At 65.6% G+C, this 19,195-nt stretch carries 13 protein-coding genes; 1 reads left to right on the forward strand and 12 read right to left on the reverse strand.

Going from position 1 to position 19,195, the window contains the following annotated elements; genetic code table 11:
• Positions 1-16: 16 nt before the first annotated feature.
• From O8I58_RS11665 to O8I58_RS11695, 7 genes are all read right to left on the reverse strand, one after another.
• Positions 17-415, reverse strand: a complete 399-nt coding sequence (locus tag O8I58_RS11665; RefSeq protein ID WP_298316013.1) for a RidA family protein — start codon at positions 413-415, stop codon at positions 17-19.
• Complete coding sequence (locus O8I58_RS11670) at positions 412-801, reverse strand: Rieske (2Fe-2S) protein (protein WP_298316016.1); 390 nt, start codon at positions 799-801, stop codon at positions 412-414. Before O8I58_RS11670 ends, O8I58_RS11665 begins: the two co-directional genes overlap by 4 nt.
• The gene (locus O8I58_RS11675; RefSeq protein ID WP_298316018.1) at positions 782-1,717 is read right to left on the reverse strand and encodes a VOC family protein; all 936 of its coding nucleotides are present in this window, start codon (positions 1,715-1,717) and stop codon (positions 782-784) included. Before O8I58_RS11675 ends, O8I58_RS11670 begins: the two co-directional genes overlap by 20 nt.
• Before the next feature lie 260 nt (positions 1,718-1,977).
• Positions 1,978-3,018, reverse strand: coding sequence for a hypothetical protein (locus O8I58_RS11680; protein WP_298316021.1), 1,041 nt, complete (start codon positions 3,016-3,018; stop codon positions 1,978-1,980).
• 56 nt (positions 3,019-3,074) lie between these two features.
• Positions 3,075-4,007: a nuclear transport factor 2 family protein gene (locus O8I58_RS11685; protein WP_298316024.1), complete on the reverse strand. Its 933-nt coding sequence runs from the start codon at positions 4,005-4,007 to the stop codon at positions 3,075-3,077.
• A 61-nt stretch (positions 4,008-4,068) separates the two neighbouring features.
• A complete protein-coding gene (locus O8I58_RS11690) occupies positions 4,069-6,201 on the reverse strand; it encodes a TonB-dependent receptor (protein ID WP_298316027.1) in 2,133 nt (710 codons plus the stop codon).
• A 105-nt stretch (positions 6,202-6,306) separates the two neighbouring features.
• A complete protein-coding gene (locus O8I58_RS11695) occupies positions 6,307-6,909 on the reverse strand; it encodes an EF-hand domain-containing protein (protein ID WP_298316030.1) in 603 nt (200 codons plus the stop codon).
• A 239-nt stretch (positions 6,910-7,148) separates the two neighbouring features.
• On the opposite strand from O8I58_RS11695, the gene O8I58_RS11700 reads away from it, so the two are divergent.
• On the forward strand, positions 7,149-8,231 hold the full coding sequence (locus tag O8I58_RS11700) for a LacI family DNA-binding transcriptional regulator (protein WP_298316033.1): 1,083 nt from the start codon (positions 7,149-7,151) through the stop codon (positions 8,229-8,231).
• Positions 8,232-8,463: 232 nt separating this feature from the next.
• Here the strand turns inward: O8I58_RS11700 and O8I58_RS11705 are convergent, their stop codons facing one another.
• The 5 genes from O8I58_RS11705 to O8I58_RS11725 form a co-directional block, all read right to left on the reverse strand.
• Positions 8,464-10,827 carry a TonB-dependent receptor gene (locus O8I58_RS11705; protein WP_298316036.1) on the reverse strand — a complete coding sequence of 788 codons (2,364 nt, stop codon included), beginning with the start codon at positions 10,825-10,827 and terminating at the stop codon, positions 8,464-8,466.
• A 248-nt stretch (positions 10,828-11,075) separates the two neighbouring features.
• Positions 11,076-12,560 carry a hypothetical protein gene (locus O8I58_RS11710; protein WP_298316039.1) on the reverse strand — a complete coding sequence of 495 codons (1,485 nt, stop codon included), beginning with the start codon at positions 12,558-12,560 and terminating at the stop codon, positions 11,076-11,078.
• A gap of 75 nt (positions 12,561-12,635) precedes the next feature.
• On the reverse strand, positions 12,636-14,840 hold the full coding sequence (locus O8I58_RS11715) for a TonB-dependent receptor (protein ID WP_298316042.1): 2,205 nt from the start codon (positions 14,838-14,840) through the stop codon (positions 12,636-12,638).
• 102 nt (positions 14,841-14,942) lie between these two features.
• Positions 14,943-16,697, reverse strand: coding sequence for a hypothetical protein (locus O8I58_RS11720; RefSeq protein WP_298316045.1), 1,755 nt, complete (start codon positions 16,695-16,697; stop codon positions 14,943-14,945).
• A gap of 589 nt (positions 16,698-17,286) precedes the next feature.
• Complete coding sequence (locus O8I58_RS11725) at positions 17,287-18,867, reverse strand: hotdog family protein (RefSeq protein WP_298316049.1); 1,581 nt, start codon at positions 18,865-18,867, stop codon at positions 17,287-17,289.
• Between the last annotated feature and the right edge of the window lie 328 nt (positions 18,868-19,195).

Here is a 19,195-nt window from a genome sequence, read left to right on the forward strand (position 1 = left end):
CAGGCCCAAAGTGCCTTCAACCCAACGCCACGCCGTCAATCTCGACCAGCAACGCCGGCCGGGCCAGCGCATGGACCACCAGCAGCGTGCTCGGCGGATAGCGACCATCGGGAAACAGGCGCGGCATCAGGTCCGCCATTTCCGCTTCAAACGGCAGCACCAGCGCGCTGTCGACCAGATAGATCGTGATCCGCAGCAGGTGGCGCAGTCCCAAGCCCTGCGATTCGAGCGCGAGCCGCAGGTTCTCGAACACCTGCCGGGCCTGGGAAGCGACATCGACTCCCAGACGGCCTTCGGCGTCGCTGCCCGCCTGTCCGGCAAGGAACACCAGGTAGCCGGCCCGGCTCAGGTGCGAATAGGTCGCCGGAGGCGGCTTCAAGGTGGCCGGATTGAGGTACTCAGGCACGGGTGTCATTGGGACGCCTGGTCAGGCACCGGCGAAAGCGCCACCCAGATCCAATCGGCGTGCACCCGCACAGGCAACGTCATGAGGCGTTCGCCGAGGCAGGGCCCATAACTGCAGACGCCATCGACGATGTTGAAATGCGCGCCGTGGGCGTAGCAGATGATGTCGCTGCCATCGGCGCTCAGGAACCGGTCCTTGGCGTACTCCAGTGGCCGCAGGTTGTGCGGGCACAGGTTGCGGTAGGCATACAGCCCGCCGTCGCGCTTGACCACGAAGGCGCCATCATCGCCACGCGGATCGGTAGCGAAGCCGCGCGCCCTGCCGTCGGCCAGGTCATCCAGCCGACACACCGGTTGCCAGGGTGCCGGCAGCGCCTCAGTGCGGGTCGCCGCCACGCGGGAACCACAGTGGACGATGTTCGAACAGGAAGATCTGCGACGTATCCTCGGCCGCATCGACCTCACGCGGCACCCAGCTGTCGTCGTGCAGGTCCATGTCGGCGTCGTACTCGATCGCCCCGCCGAACGGGCTGTTGAAGTACCAGAAGTAGTTGGAACCGAAGATGTGCCGGCCCGGGCCCCAGAAGCCCTTCCAGCCCTTCTCGCGGAACTTCCAGCCAGCCTGCAGCAGCTCGCTGGCACCGGCCATGTGGAAGGTGAAGTGGTTGATGCCCAGCATGTGCTCGGGCGCCTGGATCAGGAACAGGGTGTGGTGTTCCTGGGTCCCGGCCGGGCGCAGGAACGGCCCCACGTTGGAGAAGCGGTCGATCATGCGGAAGCCCAGCCGTTCCACGTAGAAGCGCTCTGCCTTGGCCACATCTGGCACGAAGTACACCACGTGCGAGAGCGAGCGTGGCTCCGACATGGCGCCGGGGTCGGCGGCGACCACGTTCGGCGGCCGCTGCGGGGGCATGCCCGGCACGTTGATCAGCACCGGCGGGGCCACGATCGGCCGGCGCACGGTGACCCGGAAGCCGATGGCGATGCCGGAATCGTCGCGGCTGTGCAGCACGCCCTCGGCATCGAGCAGCGCCGGGCGGTCCTTGGACAGCTCGGCGCCGATCGCGTCCAGGGTCGCCTGGTCGGCGACGCCGTAGATGGTTTCTCGGATGTTGGGCGAGCGCGAGATCGCGCTGGGCAGGCCTGCGTCGCCGGCACGGCGCACCTCGATGGAGGTGCCGTCCAGCGCCTCGTAGAGGCCGCCTTCCATGCCACGGTGCGCCTGCTTCAGGCCGTAGTCCTGCAGGCAACGCACCGAGGCGTCGTAATCGTCGACGCCGAAGACCAGCGAATCCAGACCAATGATGTTCACGCACTTCCTCCCGATAGCCCCCGCCTTGTCCAGGACAGCGCTCAGGGCCGCCCCCACGACGGGGTTTTCCCACATTAGCCGGCCACTGTTGCCGGCGGAAATGGGGTTTCGCCATGCTTGCCATCTACGCGGCGCATACCCCGGGGCAGGCATGGGAACACCACGCCGTATCCGGCGGAATCCTCCGCACGATACGGCGTGGTCGAACGCCAGCAGCACCGGAGCCAATCGACGATGGACCGCTTACACGCCGCTGTGGATCAAGGCACCCACAACGACCTGGAGCCTGGTCCCAACAGGTGGACGTTGATCTGCGAACCCTGCAGCTTGCCGTCGTAGACCTGCAGCACCTGCATCGTCTCGCCCACCGCCGGCATCGGCTTGACCAGCCCCGCGCCCTTGCCGACCAGCTGCTTGTCCAACCATTGCTGCTGGGCATCCTGGGCCTGCTTCATCTGGTCGGGAATGAAGGCCGAGATCATGTGGCCGTAGAAGGGATACGGATACACGCGGCCGGGGACCATGCCGGCATCGACCACGATGCCCAGCTCTTCGTCGATCACGATCTCGCGGGCCTTGCTGTCGACCGGCCGGAACGGCGGGAACATGCAGCCCAGCGGCGCGTTCGGGTCGCCCGGTCGGTCGCTGTCGCCCAGGCCCGGGTCGATGACCTTCGAACCGGCTTCCAGGAACGAGCAATCCGGGTCAACCGCGATCTCGTAGGGAACCTCGGTGCTGAAGGCCGCCCGGCTCAGCTGCTCCAGTTCGGCGCGGCTCGCCTTGGCCCGGTTGCGCGGAGGCGTCATCCAGCGCTTCAGGTTGGCCGGCGCGTCCTTGGCCGAGTACGAGAAGCCATGGTCGCCACGCGAGCGGTTGATGAAGAACTCCAGCTCGGACAGCTTGCGGTCGACCACCTTGACCCGGCCCCACAGCATCGACGGGCTGCCGCCCTCTTCGATCTGCAGTTCGAAGAACGCCTGGCCGGCGACGGTATCGATGGCCAGCAGGTCCGGCCTGCCCGCCCGGGTGACCGAACTCCACAGCGTCATCATGCCCAGCGCGGCCGGGTGCGAGTTCTCGCTGGCCGAATACGCGCGCGCCAGCGGCAGGCGGTCGGGATCGCGCGCCACCATCGATTGCAGGAGCTGGTCGACCAGCGAGGACATGCACTGGCGGTCGCACGCCCCACTGGCAGTGGTGGGGGCGGCCTGTGCCGCCAACGGCACAACTGCACCGGCCAGGGCCAACAGCGGCGCGGCCAGCCAGGCCGTCGCCTTGGACGCATTCTTGTTCGTTTTCATGGAATCTCGCTTCTGAGTGACCCTCCACCCCGGCAGCCCGGGGTGGGGGCAAGGGATTACGGGGAGCTGGCCTCGGCCGGCACGTCCTGCTCGCAGTTGCAGTTGGTGTACTTGGACTTGCTGAAGGTGGCGTACGGCTCGGGCAGCTTGGGCCAGATCACCGAGGCGCGCTGCGGGCTGTAGGCCGGATAGCTGTACAGCGGCTTGCGGAAACCCTCGGGCAACTCGCCGCCCATGCGCTCGCCAGCCTCGCCCCCGGTCTGCTTCAGCGGGTGCCCCAGGGCCAGCGCGCCCAGTTGCTCATTGAGCTGCTTGAGCATGTCTTCCGGCAGGCCCGGCACGAAGTCGTAGGCCATCTGCAGGTGCCAGATCCTCCACTTGCCATCCTCCTTGATGAAGTCGCCGCCGTACTTCTCGTTGAACAGCATCGACTGCAGGTGGATCTTGCCGTCCTGGTACTGCGGCATCACCCCGATGCCCGGCGAATACCAGGCGCCCTGCGCGGTCTTGCCGTCGTCGGCGATCTCGATGATCGGCGTGGTGCTGTTGTGCATGACCCACTCGGCGCCGGCGCCGAAGAACGCATCGGTGTCCTTCACCGAAGGATCGATTCCTGACAGCTGCTTGCGCGCTGCCTCGGCGTCGGCATGGCTCTTCTCGCCGTAGGCCTTGCGGATGGTCTCCACCCCGTACATCACCCAGGCCGGGCTGCCGAAGGTGGCAGTGGCGGCGAACTTGCCGTTGCGCGAGACCCAGTAGCTGTCCAGTTCCTCCAGGTTGCGACCGGCGGCGTGCATGTATTCATGCCGGCTCATCAGGTTCTGGATCTGGATGGTGTCCACAGCGCGCTGGCCGTCGGAGATGCTTCCGGTCGCTGGCGCCGCCGCTTCAGCAGGCGCGCCCGGTGCGGTGCCTTCGACGGGCTGCTGCTTGCATGCGCTCAAGGCCAGGCCAAGTGCCAGGCCGGCCGCCAATGCTTTCATTTTCATCCGATGTTCCCTGCGTTGATAAAGGATCGGCCTGGCCTTGACGAGGCGCGGCCGCTGCGTTTCAGAAATTGACGTTGACCGCAACGCCATAGGTGCGCGGGTCGCTGACCATGGCGCCGGCAATGGCGGCATTGGGCACCAACGAGAACAGCAGCTGTGCCTTGTTCTCGATGTTGCGCACGTAACCACGCAGGCCCCAACGCCCGGATGCCGCGGTGTAGTTGAGCGAGAAATCGCTGCGGGTGAAGCCGGACTGGATGTCCCAGCCGCCGGCGACGTCGTCGATGCTGGAGTCGTACTTGCCCGAATAGCGCACATCAAGCCGCGCATTGATGCTGGCGCCAGAGGCCAGGTCCCAGTAGTGGCTGTAGCTGAAGAGTCCTGACAGCGTCGGCGAGTTCGGCATCTTCTCCCCCGTCCGGTCGACCACGCCCGAACTGTCGGTATAGACGAAGCGGCCAAAGCGGGCATGCAGGTAAGCCACGCTCAGGTCGAAGCGGTCGCTGGTGGTCGGCATCCAGCTCGTTTCCAGTTCGCCACCGTAGATGCGCGCGGTCGCTGCGTTCTGGATCTTCTGGCTGAAACCGCCCGAGGCGGTGGCATCCGGGTACGCCAGGTTGGCCTGGAAGTTCTTGTAGTCGTAGTAGTACGTGCTGGCGTTGATCTGCAGGCGATTGTCGAAGAAGCGGTTCTTGATGCCGGCCTCGAACGCAGTGATCTTCTCCGGCTCGTAGATGGATCCGTCGACATTGTTGATGCCACCGGCCTTCAGGCCGTTGCTGGCTTGGGCATACAGCATCGAGTGCTCGGCCAGGTCGTATTCCAGTCCTTCCTTCCAGGTCCAGGAATGCCAGCTGGCCGAGTAGTCCGGACCGACCGTGAAGCTGTGCTCGGCCTGGTAGATCAGGAAGTCCTTGGACTTGTCATCGATGGTGTAGCGGCCGCCGGTGACCAGGCGCAGCCGCTCGGTGACCGGAAACGTGGCCTGGCCATACAGCGCATAGGTGGTGGATTCGGACGAGCTCAGGATCAGGTCGCCGGCACTGGAGCTGCTGTGGGTGGCGTTGACCTTGAGCGTGGGGTCCGGGTTCACCGTATCGGTGGCGTTGAAGTAGTACATGCCCGCCACCCACTTGACCGGGCTGTCCTTGGACACCAGCCGGAACTCGTTGGATTTGGCGTACTCGGAGGTGTCCTGCGCACTGGCGCCGACGATCAGCAGTTCCGAATCCTGATACTGGTGGGTATGGGCATAACCCGGCAGCCAGGAGAAGGTGGCAAAGCCCAGGTCGTAGTCCAGCTGCGCATACACGCGCGACATCTCGGTGTCCTGCACGCCGGACACGACCACGGCCGCCCATGGGTCGGAACTGGACAGCGGCAAGGGCACGGTCGCCTGCGGCGTGCCGGTCTCACGCGAGTGGTCGGCGGTCAGGCGGATCTTCAGCTTGTCGCTGGGCTCGTACAGGAACTTCACCCGCGCTGAGTTGCTGTCCTCGGCATTGGCGCCATTGGAGAGGTAACCATCGTGCTTGGCGGTTGCGTAGGCCACCCGCACCGCCAGCTGGTCGTTGACCGGCAGGTTGATCGCCGCATCGGTGCGCACGGTGTTGTAGTTGCCCAGCTGCAACTGGGTACTGCCGGAGAACTCGCCCAGCACCGGGTCGTTGGTGATGATGTTGACGCTGCCGGCGTTGGAATTTCGACCGTATAGCGTGCCCTGCGGGCCACGCAGCACTTCGATCCGTTGTACGTCCAGGGTGTTGGCCAGGGCGACCGCGGCCTGCTGCTGGTAGAAACCGTCCAGACTCATGTTGACGGCGGGGTCTCCACCTTCTTGGGCGTCGCCGGTCGAGCCGACGCCGCGGATGAAGACACTCTGTCCCTTGCTGGTGTTCTGCATCACCACGGCCGGGGTCTGCGACAACACGTCGCCGATGTTGACCAGGCCACGCTCGCGGATCTGCTGGCCGTCAACGGCACTGATCGCCACCGCGGTTTTCTGGATGTTTTCCTCACGACGTTCGGCGGTCACGGTGACCTGGCCGAGGGTGCGCGGCTCGCTCTTGCCGGTGCTGGCAACTGATTGGGCGGCGGCCTGCGCATCGTCCTGCGTGGCTTCCTGGGCGACGGCCAATACCGGCCACTGCAGGGCCAACATCACCGCTATTGCCAGGGTGTTCTTGTGATTCATGGTGTTCTCCAATGCCTGATCACGGCCATAGCTCGCCGTGCCGCGCCGGGGGCGCTGTCGTTGCCGGGTGGTTGGAACGCAAGTGGGCGCCGGGCCCACGCGGGATCACTGCTGCACGGGCGCAGGTCTGTCTTTCATCAGCGGCGCCATCTTCTTGTCGAAGGCCTTCATTTCAGCCAACGTCAGCTTGCCATCGCCATTGGCGTCGATGCCGCCTGGCGCGGACTCGTTGAACATGCGCTCGTAGGTGACGCAGCCCTTATCGTCCTTGAGCATGTTGTAGGACGACAGCGGCGCCCCAGCCTTCACCACCCATTCCTGATAGCTCATGCAGCCGTCATGGTTGGCATCCACCTCATCGACGTAAGGGCGGATGTCCAACGAGCGTGGTGCCATCATCTTCGGCCCACCAGCCGCGGCGACGTCCTGCTCCGCGGCCAGGGCGGCGACACTGACACCCAGCAGCAGCGATAGCACGCCCATGCCGATCTTGTTGCGCGATAACTTCTTCATCGGTATTCGATCCAGACCCGTTGGAATGCGAAAAGTGGCGACAAGGCACGCAGCGACCACTCCCGCGCGGCACTGCGGAGCGGCGCGGTCGGAAAGGTGCATTGCGGTGGAGCGCGCCAGGGCGGCGCAGGCGACTAGGTGACGCGGCGGTGGCGCGTTCGATTGCGGTGCATGGTTACCCTCCCAGGCAATCATCAAGTCTTCGGTTGCCGGGAATAACGACGAGAAACCCGCCGGCGCCTTGCGAAGCCCCGGCCATCGTGGCGGGTGACTCCGGATTTACTTTGCATACGTATGCAAACCAATGCAAAAATGTACCTCGTTACTACGCAACCGACTATATTCAGGCGCGGGGCTCCCATGAAATCGAAATTGCTGATGACAGCAATGAGCAGGCTGAATTCCCGGCCACGCCGGTACAGGATCGCCACCTGATGCCACCCAGACTCCCGCCGGGCCGGCCGGCCACCGCCTCGGATGTGGCCGAACTGGCCGAGGTGTCGCAATCGGCGGTGTCGCGCACCTTCACCCCCGGTGCGAGCGTGTCCGAGATCACCCGCGCGCGCGTGCTGGCAGCAGCCGCCAAGCTCAACTACACACCCAACCACCTGGCCCGCTCGCTGAGCACGCAGCGCTCGCAGATCGTCGGGGTGGCGCTGACCTACCTGGACAATCAGTTCTACCCGCAGGTGCTGCAGCGGCTGTCCGACGAACTGGGCAAGGCCGGCTACCGCGTGCTGCTATTCATCACCCATGGCCGCAGCGAGGCCGACCCTGCGCTGGAAGAGTTGCTGCGCTACCGGGTGGACGCCTTGATCCTGGCCTCCACCAGCCTGTCCTCACGGCTGGCCGCCGAATGCGCGCGGGTGGGCGTGCCGGTGGTGATGTTCAACACCGTCGATGCCGACAGCACCACGCCCGGGGTCAGTGGCAGCAACGTGCTCGGTGGCCGCACCATCGCCAGCTATCTGGCCACCGGCGGCCACCAGCGCTTCGCGTTCCTCGCAGGCGCCAGTGAATCCTCGACCACCCGCGAGCGCGAGCGCGGCTTCGTCGAGCGCCTGGCCGAGCTGGGCCATCCCCGGCCGCGGCGCGAGGAGGGTTACTACACCTTCGACGGCGCTCTGGCCGCCACGCGCCGGCTGCTCAAGCCCGCCCAGCGCCCGGATGCGATCTTCTGCGCCAACGACCACATGGCGATGGCGGCATTGCAGGTGGCGCGGATCGAATTCGGGCTGGAACCGGGCCGCGACGTGTCCATCGTCGGCTTCGACGACGTGGACATCGCTCGCTGGCCCGGGTTCTCGCTGACCACCTATTCGCAACCGGCGGCGTCGATGGTCACCGAGACCATCCGCATCCTGCGCCAGCTGTTGGCGGGCAAGCCGCCCGCACAGCAGCGTACCCAGGTTCCCGGAAGGCTGATCGTGCGCGGCTCGGCCAGGCAGCCGGCCACCGGCGTACGCCAGGACGAAGACGGCATCGCGTTCTGGGAAGACGTCTCGGCAACGGCATAACGCGTGACGCCTGCCATTGCCGGGGCAATGGCACATCCGGCGCTAGCCGCCGAGGTTCCGTTCCCAGCACTACTGCAACTGTTCCGGCGCCAGCGAACTCACCGCCCACCCCGCCCAGCTGGATCGAGACGGCGTGGACAGCCAGGTGGCCGTACTGGCCGGGTTGGGGCCGTACCGATCGACTCCCGGCAAAGGCCCGTTGCGGCGGAAGCCGCGCCTGCACACGATCGCGTCAGTCAAAGTTCCAATTCAGGCGCACGCCGGCATAGCGACTCGAATCGCGCGCCGGCTGGCCGGTGATGGCAATCGCCGAGTCGCTCCAGATGCCGCTGAAGTTATCGGTGACGTTGACCAGGTAGAACTTGTCGAACACGTTGTTGACGAACAGCGAGGCAGTGAACTTGCCGTTGTTCCATTTGCCGGTCAGCGACAGGTTGAACAGGCCGAATGCCGGCTGCCAGGTGTACGGGTTGTTGTCGGCCTGCATGTAGGTGCCGCTGCGCCAGGCGTACTGACCGGACAGGGTCAGGTCGGGGCGCTTGGCATTGTTGCCAAACCAGGTGTAGTCCACGCCGACGTTGGCTTTGAACTTCGGCGCATCCGGCATCGATTTGCCGGAGAGGTCCTGGTAGGTGCCATCGACGCAGCCCTCGGCCTCGGTCTGGCTGGTATTGCCACCCCAGCACGGCGCACCCTGGAAATCGACGAATTTGGCCTGGATCCAGGCCAGGCTGCCAGTGACACGCAGGGCTTCGCTGGCGGCCCACTTCACGTCCGATTCGACGCCGCGGGTGCGCGCCTTGCCCGCGCTGGACAGGTGCAGGTCGGCCAGGTAGCCGTTGCTGGTTTCGTAGGTCTGGACCTGGTAGTCGCGATAGGTGGTCTGGAACAACGCGCTGTCGATCGTCAGGCTGCGATCCAGCAGCGACAGCTTCAGGCCCAGCTCGATGTTGTCGACGGTCTCGTTGTCCACCGGATCCAGCGCATCGTTCGAGGAAAGCGCTGCGGCGGTGTTGAAGGCCATCGGCTTGTAGCCGCGCGCCAGGGTCAGGTAGCCCATTGCATCGGGCGTGAAGTGCTTGCGCAAGGTCAGGTCGCCAACCCAGGTGTTTTCGCTGGCCTCGTTGCTGCTGTAGTAGTAGGTGGCCTGGTTGTCGTAGCTGCCGTACTTCCAGTAGCTGACCTTGTCATGGTTGAAGCGCAGGCCGGTCAGCAAGTCGAAATCGCCCGGCAGCTTCCAGGTGAAACGGCCGTAGGCATCCAGGGTCTTGGTGTTCGAATCCACCACGTAGTCGTAGGGATTGAAGAACATCGTACGCAGGCCGCTGCTCCATACGTCGGTCTCGGAGTAGAACACGCCGGCGACGAAGCTGACCGGGCCATCCAGCGGCGAGGCGATCTTGAATTCCTGCGACTTGGTGGTCGGCTTGAGGATGATGTGCTGGGCGTTGTCCCAGGACGCAGCGCAGAACGCAGCGGCACCGGTGAGATCGCACATCGCATCGGTCAGGCCGTCTTCCCAGTAGGTCGCGACGGCGCCCGCGTCCTGCACCATGTGCTGACGCTCGCGCTGGTAGGCGGTGGTCGAGCTGATGGTGTAGTCGCCCAGGCGCCAGTCGACGTTGGCGCTGAAGTCGCTGCCGCTGGTCTGTGCACGCATGTCCACCGGCGAGTTGTAATCGGTATTGCCCCAGTGCGGGGTGACCCCGGCCATCACTGCGGAGTACGCGGCGCTATCGGCCGTCACCGGCAAGCGCCCGGAGAAGATGTCCTGCTGGGTCAGGTACTGGTAGGTGAAGCTGCCGCCCCTGGCGTCGATCTTGTAGCCGTGCGCGGCCAGGGTCACGTCCACGTTGTCGGAGGGCCGCAGCAACAGCTTCAGGCGCGCGCCATCGCTGTCGGTCGTGGAGTCCTTGCTGGTGGCGATGTTGTGGATCGGCAGCACCACGTGGTGGTTGTAGGCCGACAGGCTGAACGAGGCTCCCTCGCTGATCGGGCCGGACAGGAACGCATCCACCTTGTTCTCACCGTCGTTGGTCCCCATCGCGCTGAACGCGCCGCTCCAATAATCGGTCGGCTTGCGCGTCACCAGGTTGATCACGCCGGCCGAGGCGGCACGGCCACCCAGGGTGGACTGTGGTCCCTTCAATACCTCGACGCTGGCCAGGTCGGACAACTCGTTGACGCCCGCCGCGTCGGAAGACACCGGCACGCCGTCGATCATGATCAGCACGCCCGAGGTCAGGCCGACGGTGGTCTCGTCGGCATTGGTGGAGATGCCGCGCATCGCGATCGGCACGCGGCCGTTGTTGGTGCCCTTCAATTGCACCGACGGCACCAGCTTGTTGAGGTCGGAGATGTCGCTGGCGTTGGCGTCTTCCAGCGCTTGCTGCGACACCACGGCGGCGGACACCGGGGTGTCCTGCAGACGCTCACTGCGCTTCTGCGCGGTCACGACGACTTCATCCAGGGTCTTGGTCTTGCTGGAAACTTCGTCCTGCGCATGCGCAAGCACGGGCAGCGCCAGGCAGGCCATGATGGCCAACGGAAGATGCCGGCGCGTCGGCGCCGGGGTGCAACGGTGGTACCCGGACATATTGGTTCCCTCCCAGGAATCATGTGCTGCGGACCAGATCGGAAGCGCTTCCCGCGGGACTACCGGCGGCGGCATCTACGCCACGGCGGCACCGTGTTCGCGATCACGCCAAACCTGAAAATTTCGTTCGTTCGGTCGCGTCGGCGGGGACGCTACTCCGGCCGCAGTGCAGCAATGAAATCGGATATTGGAATGCTCCCCATGGATGCCGGTGATGGTTGCCGGCCTGCCGGGTGGTGCCGATCGCGTCAGTGCGTGGGCTGGCCTTGCGTGATCTTCAGGGTGCCGCCACTGGCCAGGCGCTGGGTGCCGGTGAGCGTGCTGCCCTGGCCGGCCACGGCCTCGATGGTGACGCCGGTGGGGGCATCGATCTGCGCCAACTGCACGCTGCCGGCCAGCAGCACGCGGGAATTGCCGGTGGCCAGCCAACGGCTGCCCGAGTCCAGGCTGACTTCGGCATCGTGGATGGCCCCCTTCAGGCGGCTGTCCTTCAGGCTCAACTGCATGTGGCGGTCGCCGTCCTCATGGACGATGTTGCCCTCGACCTGGGTATGGGCCAGGCTGACGCGCACGCCGCTCACCTGCTCGCCGTTGACCTTGGTGGCGGCGCGGTCGTCATTGACGATCGCATGTACGAGCACGCCGTTTCCGGCCTCCAGCGTGGCCCCGTCGATCTCGATGTCAGCATTGGCGCTCTTGACCAGGATGGCATCGGAATCGCTGCGGTACTGGCCGCCCTTGATGGCCAGTTTGCTGATCTCCGCGGGCTTGCCCATGACGCTGTGGATCATCACGGTATTGCCGTGCGACATCGACTTGAGGCCGTTGAAGGTCAGGCTGCCGGGGCCGGCGACCACGCCGGCATAGCTGGGCACGTCGAAGCTGCCGCGGTTGATCACGACTGTGCAGTCGTGGTCGGCATAGGTGCCGTAGCCGCTGTTGTTCACCTTTACGATGGTGTCGTTGGCTTCCAGGTAGGAAGCGCCGGGCGCATCGGTGGACAACGCGCCCCAGCCATCGGCGATCACCGTGCTGTTGTAGAAATAGCTCTTGGAATCCCCTGCGGTCAGCGCGGCGCGTGCGGTGCCGGTAATCTTCAACGGCGCCGGCACCTCCATCATGCCCGGGCCGATGTGCGGCACGTAGCCGGGCGGCAGCGGGCCGCCATGCGCATGCAAGGTGGAGTCGTAGACCTTGAGCACGCCCTTGGACAACGCCGCAATGGTGCTGGCGATCACGCCATAGGTCTGGATGCTGCTGTCGCGGATGACCAGGGTGGCGCCGCCTTCGACCATCGCGCCGGCGCCCAGGCCGAGGAAGTCGTTGCTGCCATCCCCATGCAGGTCGAGCTTGGCGTGGCTCAGGGTGTACTGGCCATTGCCACGCACCAGCACCGCATTGAAATCGTTGCGGCCCTGGGTGGCGATGGCCAGGTTATCGGCACCGCCGTCCTTGACCTGGCCACCGCCAAAGGCGGTCGCCTCGGTTCTGTCCTTGACCACCTTGCCGTCGACCACGTACAGGCCGGCGCGGTAGTCGGTCTGGGCGGTGCTGGGCATCTCGGGGAAGCCGCCGCCGGCCGGGGCAGCCGCCGCGGGAGCAGCGGCAGGTGCGGTAACGGAGGCGGTGGCCGCGCCCTCCGGCGCCGGCGTGGCCTGCTGGCAGGCGCCCAGCAGCAGGGCGGTGGACAGGGCCAGGGACAGCGACTTCAGGGCAGGCAAAGGCTGGGACACGGGAAACTCCGGAAGATCGGCAGACAGCAGCCCGCCCCGGTATCGAGCCGGGGCGGGAGCGGCAACAGGGCGGGATCAGAAGCGCGCGGTGAAACTGACGCCGTAAGTGCGCGGCGCGCTGATCGATCCCATCGTGGCGGTGCCGGCGGCGTTGGCCTGGTAGATCACCGCTTCGTTGCTGAGGTTGTTGCCATAGACGCTGACCGTATACCGACCCGTGGGATCGTCGTAGCTCAGGTTGGCGTCGTAGATGGAATACGCCTTCTGCACGAAGTACTGCGGGTTGAGGTAAGTGAAATAGACCAGGTCGGTCACGTACTTGGTCGAATACTTGGCACCGATCCGGCCGGTCAGGCTGCCACCGTTGGCCAGGTCCCAGATATGGCTGTAGCCGGCGCTCAACTTCCACTTGGGCATGCGCGCCATCTCGCGGCCGCCCATGCTGGTGTAGCCATCCGAACTGGCGCCCAGCAGCACATCACCATGGGCGTAGTCGTTGTAGCTGTAGGCAGCCGAGAAATCCACGCTGTCCTGCGCGGTGAACAGCCACCTGCCCTCGACTTCGATGCCACCGATCAGGGTCGTGCCCGGGACGTTGGCGGTGCGGGTTTCGTACTCGGCCACGCTCGGGTCCGGGTACCAGTTGGTGCTCAGCTGGTAACCCTTGTAGCGGTACCAGAACAGGTCGGTGTTGAGCACCAGCGAGTTGTCCAGGAACTTGCCCTTCCAGCCAAGCTCCAGGGCGGTGATCGTTTCCGGCGCATAGGTGTAGATCTCGCCGGTGATCGAACTGACGCCGACGCCGCCCTGGCGGTAGCCGGTGGACAGGTTGGCGAACAGCATCGTGTTGTCACCCACGTCCTGCTCCAGGCCGGCCTTGTAGGTGAACTTCTTCATCGAGGCGGCGGCGACCAGCGTGGTGCCGCTGCTGGTGGTGTTGGTTTCGTACTTGTCGCGGGTATAGCGGCCGCCGATGGTCAGGCGGGTGGTGTCGCGCAACGGGATGGTGGCTTGGCCGAAGAGGGCCGCGGTCTCGTTGATGTTCTTGTCGGTCTGGGTATCGCTGTTGAACGAGTAGTTATGCACCCAGCCGCCGGAAGCGTCGTACTTGAGCCAGTACAGGCCGCCCACCCAGGTCACCGGCGAGTCGTCCTTGGATGACAGCCGCAGTTCGGTCGATGACTGGCTGACCGGGGTATGGGCATCCTCAAGCAGGTAGGAATAGACCTGCCGGTAGTCGCTGCTGAACGTCTGGTGGGCGGCGATGAAGGTCAGGTTGCTCCAGCCCAGGTTCCAGTCCAGCTCGGCGCGGCCGCTCTTGTTCTCGGTGCGCTGGTAGGGCTCGCAGCTGGGGGTGTCGGTTTCGCCACAGATGGTGCTGCCGGCGAAGCTCAGGGTGGAGTAGCCGGGCGCGTACCAGGCATCGCCGCGCGAATCGGTGGGCAGGTAGACGTTGCCGGTGCCCTTGCCACCATTGCGGGCGTAGTCGGCAGTCAGCAGCACCTTCACGTCCTCGTTGGGCTTCCACAGCCACTTCACCCGCGCCGACTTGCTGTCCTCATCGTTGAGGCCGTTGCTCAGGTAGCCGTCATGGCTGCTGGTGCCCAGCGCCACGCGCAGCGCGGTGGTCTGGGTCAGTGGCACGTTGAACGCGGCCGAAGTGCCCACCTTCGAATAGTTGCCGGCCTGCACGGTGACATCGCCAGAGGTCTCGCCCAGGATCGGGTCGTGGGTGATGATGTTGACGGTGCCGCCGGAGTTATTGCGGCCATACAAGGTGCCTTGCGGGCCGCGCAGCACCTCGATGCGCTCCACGTCGAGCATGCCCAGGTTGGTCAGTTCCGAACGCGCCTGGAACACCCCGTCGTAGAAGGTGGACACCGGCGAGTCCACGCCGGGCAGGCGCGCGCCGATACCGCGCACGTAGAAGCCACCGCCGGTATTGGACTGCTGGAACTCCACGCCCGGCACGTTGGCGATGGCGTCCTGCAGGGTCACCTTGCCCTGCTCCTTGAGCGCCTCGGCGTTGACCGCCGTGATCGCCGTGGCCACTTTCTGGATGTCCTGGCTGCGGTGCTCGGCGGTGACGGTGACCGTCTTCAGCGTGGTGGTCTCGTTGGCCCGCTGGGCCTTGCCTTCCTGCGACACGGCAGCGGGATCGGTGACACCATCGGGCTCGGCGACCTGCGCCCCGGCCACCGGAGTCCACAACGCGGCGGTGATCGCCAGGCACAACACACCCTTGGCACCCATCGCGGGCGCTTGGCTACGTATGAACATGATCCCCTCCCAGGGCTTTTCGATTGTGCGGATTCATCCGCCGCCCAATTGACCGTGGTCCGGGCGGGGTCTTTCGGCGCGATTGCTACGCTAGAACATGGGTCAATTCAGGGCCTGCACGTCCACCACCAACTTGCCCTGGTAGTGGCCCGGCTTGAGCGCCTGCACCTTGCCGTCCACGCTCAGGCTCAGCTTGTAACCGGGTGCGGCCACCACCTCGCTGCCCTTGGCCAGGTCCAGGCCGGTCAGGTACGAAGTCTTGGTGACGACCCAACGCGAACCTTCACCGACCTTGACGGTGGCGCCGTTGGCTTCCGGCGTTGGCGCGAAGGTGTTGATCACATGGCCGATCTGCCAGTAAGTTTTGTCAGTGGGCTCCTGGCCGCCGAGCGCGGCCTGGGTCCCGGTGGAAACCGCACCGACCAGGCTGGAATCGCGCAGCTCCAGGTTCAGCCCGCCTTGCTTGGTGCGGGTGTTGATGAAGTCGCCGGTGAGCTTCATGCCGTTGGCCAGCACGTCCACGTCCGGATGCGGCGGCGGCTCGGGGGTGGCGCCTTCCGGGCCCTGCTCGCCGACGATCGGTCCCGGCGGCGGGCCACCGGCCATCATCTTCTTCATGAACGGGTCGTCGTTCTCCATGGCCTGCAGCACGATGCCGTTGCCGGCATTGACCTGGGCATGGTCGAGGATCACCTGCCCGCCACGGCCTTTGGCCTCGATCGCGGTGGAACGCGAGTTGATCACGCTGCCCTTGTCCACGGTCAGGGTGCCGGCGCCGTTGCCGGCGTGCATCATCACGCCATAGCGGCCTGAATTGACCACGCTGCCATCGGTGAACACGCCCGAGCCCTGCCCGGCCATGATCAGGCCGACGTCGGCGACGTTGAGGGTGCTGTTGCTGAAGGAATCGATCGAGTCGCCAATCGAGTAAGCGCCGTAGCCGCTGTCGATGACTTCGATCAGGCTGTCCTTGACATACATGCGGGTGACCGCGGCATCGTCGGTCGACAGCGCGCCCCATCCCTGCGCCTTGATGTGCGCACGGGTGTAATAGACGGTGCCGTGGTCGACCAGGTTGGTGGCGCGGACGTTGCCATGCAGGCCCAGCATCCACGGCACTTCCATCATCTTGCCCACCTCGATGGTGAACTTGTAGTCGGCCGGCAGCGTGCCGTTGTAGACCTCGATGTCGGCATCGTTGACGTGCATGGTGCTCTTGCCGCCGACGAAGATCGCGGTGCGGATCGCACCGTGGGTGCGGATCTTGGGCCTGTTGACGGTGACCTCGGCGTTGCCGCTGGACATGATCGCCGCGCCGTAGCCGGCGAAGTCGTTGCCACCGTTGCCGACCAGGTCGATCACCGGCGCGTCCAGGGTGTACTTGGAGTCACCGGTCACCACCACGCCGTTGAAGCGCGCCTCGTTCGAGTCGATCCTGACGCCGCGCGCGCCCTGGTCGTCGACGCTGCCGCCCTGCACTGCCGCGGCCACCGACTTGCCAGCCACATAGCGGCCGTCGTTGACGTAGATCGCGCTGCGGAACTGATGCGGGTCGAGTTGCTTGTAGGTGACCACCACGTCGTCGGTGGGCGTCAGCACCACCTTGCCCCGGTAGCTGCCCGGCGCGATCGGCGTGGTCATGCCGTCCACCGTCATGGTCAACTGCTTGCCTGCCGCTGCCACCGGCAGCGCGCCTTCCTTGATGACCAGCCCATCAGACGTGGCCGGCGCCTGCACCACCCAAGGCTTGCCGGCGGCCAGCGCCAACGGCGCGGCGGCCAGCAACGAAGTGATCGCGAATGCCATCGCGGTGGTGCGGACGCGGGTGATACGGGCGGAACCTGACTGGACACGCATGTAAACCATCCTGTTGATTGATTCGTTTCGATTGGCTTTCCGGCGCCGTCCTGCGCCGTCCTGCAAGTGACCGGCATTGGCCGGCGTCGCCGCGGAGAAGCCCTTCTCCTGATGGCGGCCTGAATGCAGCGCATGGCAAGCCGCCCATCGACGATGCGCCGATCCTACGGAGCAGGCAGGACCGGGCGGAAATCGCGATTTCTAATGGGCTGCAACAGGCGATTCAATTTCTGCGGTGCAGCAATGCTTGAACGGCGACAAGCCATCGCACGCTCCAGCGACACCACGGAGCCAGCTGACCATGCATGAAGGACGCTCCCGAGAACGAGTCCATGCGCTGGACGCCGCACATTCGCGACGCACACCATTGGAGGGCATCGATCGCCGCGGCAGGGCGATAGGCAGTGACCACAGGCAAGCCACGCGACACTCGCGCCCGCGCCGTCCCGATCTCGCTACGCGCTGCACTGCTGGTCGCGAAGTGAGCGGAATGGCCAAGAGAAAAACCGCACCCGGAGATCACCGGGCGCGGCTTGGATGCGGCAGGTGCATGCGGTGCCGGCATTGGCCGCCGCCATCGGCACGCGGGCTACAGCCCGGCAGCGCCGCCCTTGTCCTGGGCCACCCGCTTGGACGGCAACCGCACGGTCGCGCCACCGGCGGTCCAGATGTGGCCGTCGATGGTTTCCACCCACCAGGCCAGTTCCACGTACGGCTGGCCATCGCGGAAGTACTTGTCGTAGACGTAGGACCTGACGATGGCGACATCGCCGGTGAGCCCGTGGGCATCCACGTCGCGTCCCTTCAGGAACGGGACCTTGTCCAGGAAGTGCTGCGCATCGGGATTGACCGGCACCGGCATGCCGAACTGGGCATGCAGCGTGGCCGGCATGATCCCCCAGCGCAGGTTGCTGATCCAACCGGCGTCGCCCATCCAGTTGTTGATGTGGTGGATGGCCGAATCGCGGCCGATGTAGTTCAGCAGGGGCGCACGCTCCTTGCCCTTCTTCTTGTGGATGTCGGTGGTATCGATGGCGCCGTCATCCTTGCCGCCGCCCGGGGCCTGCGCCATCGCGTTGTCGGGCACTGCCGGCACGTTGTCGGCCTGGTTGGCCATCCGATAGATGCCATCGTCACCGCGGACCATCTTCTTGAAGGTCTTCGGATTCATCACCTCATGCTTGAGCGTGCGGTTGCCGCCCACGCCCATCCCGTACGGCGCGACGGGGATGATGAACGCATCGAACGGGCCATCCAGGGTCCACGCTGGCTGGTCGCCAACCTTGACGTCCTCCCAGTAGCGCGGCGTGGCGCCACGCACTTCCTCATTCGCCCAGATCTTGCGGATCGTCTGCCAATCGGCATCGGTGTAGAGGTGCTGCGGCCGCTGGGTCCAGGTGGGCGCCTTCCACATCTGCATGAAGTCGAGCTTGCCGGCCGGCTTCTTCTCCGGGCGGTAGATGCTCACCGTCTCCATCACCCGGAACACCACGTCCTCGACTTTCTCGCCGCGCTGGTTGTAGATGCTGCCCTCGGTGCGGATCACGATATCGCGCGCGTAAGCGCCTTCGGTCGGGGTCAGGTCGGACAAATCGCGGCGGTTGGCCACCAGGTACAACTGGTCGCCCGGATAGACCGGCTTGTACGACGTGATGCTGTGGTTGAGCTGGGAGACCTGCAGCTTGTCGCGCGCCTCGCCCGGGTAGGGAACCATGAAGGTGTCGTCGTGGGCGGCGAAGGTCGGGAAGGCGAAGATGTCCCGGTAGCCCAGCGCGCGCGCGTAGGCGGCGTCGTTGAGCACGCGGTTGTCCGGATCGTACTTCTGGTTGTCGTAGCGGACCATCGCCTCGGTGACGGTGATCGGCCCACGCACGCCGGGCGTGCCGGCCGGCAGGTTGCCGTGGATCATCGCCTGCACGTCGATCGGTCCGCGTTGCAGCAGGGCCTGGTTGTCGGCCAGGTACTTGCCGACCAGGCTGGCCTCGCGTTCGCTGGGCACGCCGGGATGGACCCGCACGAAATCGCGGTCCTGCGTCGTCGCGCTTGCGGCGACGGCATCGGCATAGGCATGCCCGGACTGGCTGGCCAGCGGCAGCATCGCCGCGACCAGGATTGCGCCAGCGAGGCGTGTGACGAAACGCCCGTGACCGGGTACTTGCTTGGACTGCATGGGTTGTCTCCCTAGAAGGGCGCGGGCGCCGCCGGAGCCTCGGCTGCCGGCCACGCATCGCGCCTGGATGATGTCGGCGGCCCCCGCTCCCAGGGTGCCCCGCCGATGCTCACCCTAGTCAGCCCGGCCTGGTGTCGGAAATGGCGTCTCGCGCTGGCAGCAATCGGCACTGCCGATACCTGTCACGGTCGGCCACATGCCGCGACGGGAGGTGACTGGCGCCGGCCGCCACCCCCGCGGCATGCGGGATGCATCGCGTTCGCGGTTCTGCGGTATCGGCTTAAACGATTGGTGCCGGTGCCAGGCAACTCCCAGTATCGGCTGCAGC

The organism is Pseudoxanthomonas sp. (assembly GCF_027498035.1).
Classification (GTDB): domain Bacteria; phylum Pseudomonadota; class Gammaproteobacteria; order Xanthomonadales; family Xanthomonadaceae; genus Pseudoxanthomonas_A.

Bases quoted from the DNA above. Each gene is read 5' to 3' on its own strand.
- O8I58_RS11665 (WP_298316013.1), bottom strand. From the start codon at position 415: ATGACACCCGTGCCTGAGTACCTCAATCCGGCCACCTTGAAGCCGCCT.
- O8I58_RS11720 (WP_298316045.1), bottom strand. From the start codon at position 16,697: ATGCGTGTCCAGTCAGGTTCCGCCCGTATCACCCGCGTCCGCACCACC.
- O8I58_RS11725 (WP_298316049.1), bottom strand. From the start codon at position 18,867: ATGCAGTCCAAGCAAGTACCCGGTCACGGGCGTTTCGTCACACGCCTC.
- O8I58_RS11715 (WP_298316042.1), bottom strand. From the start codon at position 14,840: ATGTTCATACGTAGCCAAGCGCCCGCGATGGGTGCCAAGGGTGTGTTG.
- O8I58_RS11695 (WP_298316030.1), bottom strand. From the start codon at position 6,909: ATGATTGCCTGGGAGGGTAACCATGCACCGCAATCGAACGCGCCACCG.
- O8I58_RS11680 (WP_298316021.1), bottom strand. From the start codon at position 3,018: ATGAAAACGAACAAGAATGCGTCCAAGGCGACGGCCTGGCTGGCCGCG.
- O8I58_RS11685 (WP_298316024.1), bottom strand. From the start codon at position 4,007: ATGAAAATGAAAGCATTGGCGGCCGGCCTGGCACTTGGCCTGGCCTTG.
- O8I58_RS11690 (WP_298316027.1), bottom strand. From the start codon at position 6,201: ATGAATCACAAGAACACCCTGGCAATAGCGGTGATGTTGGCCCTGCAG.
- O8I58_RS11705 (WP_298316036.1), bottom strand. From the start codon at position 10,827: ATGTCCGGGTACCACCGTTGCACCCCGGCGCCGACGCGCCGGCATCTT.
- O8I58_RS11700 (WP_298316033.1), top strand. From the start codon at position 7,149: ATGCCACCCAGACTCCCGCCGGGCCGGCCGGCCACCGCCTCGGATGTG.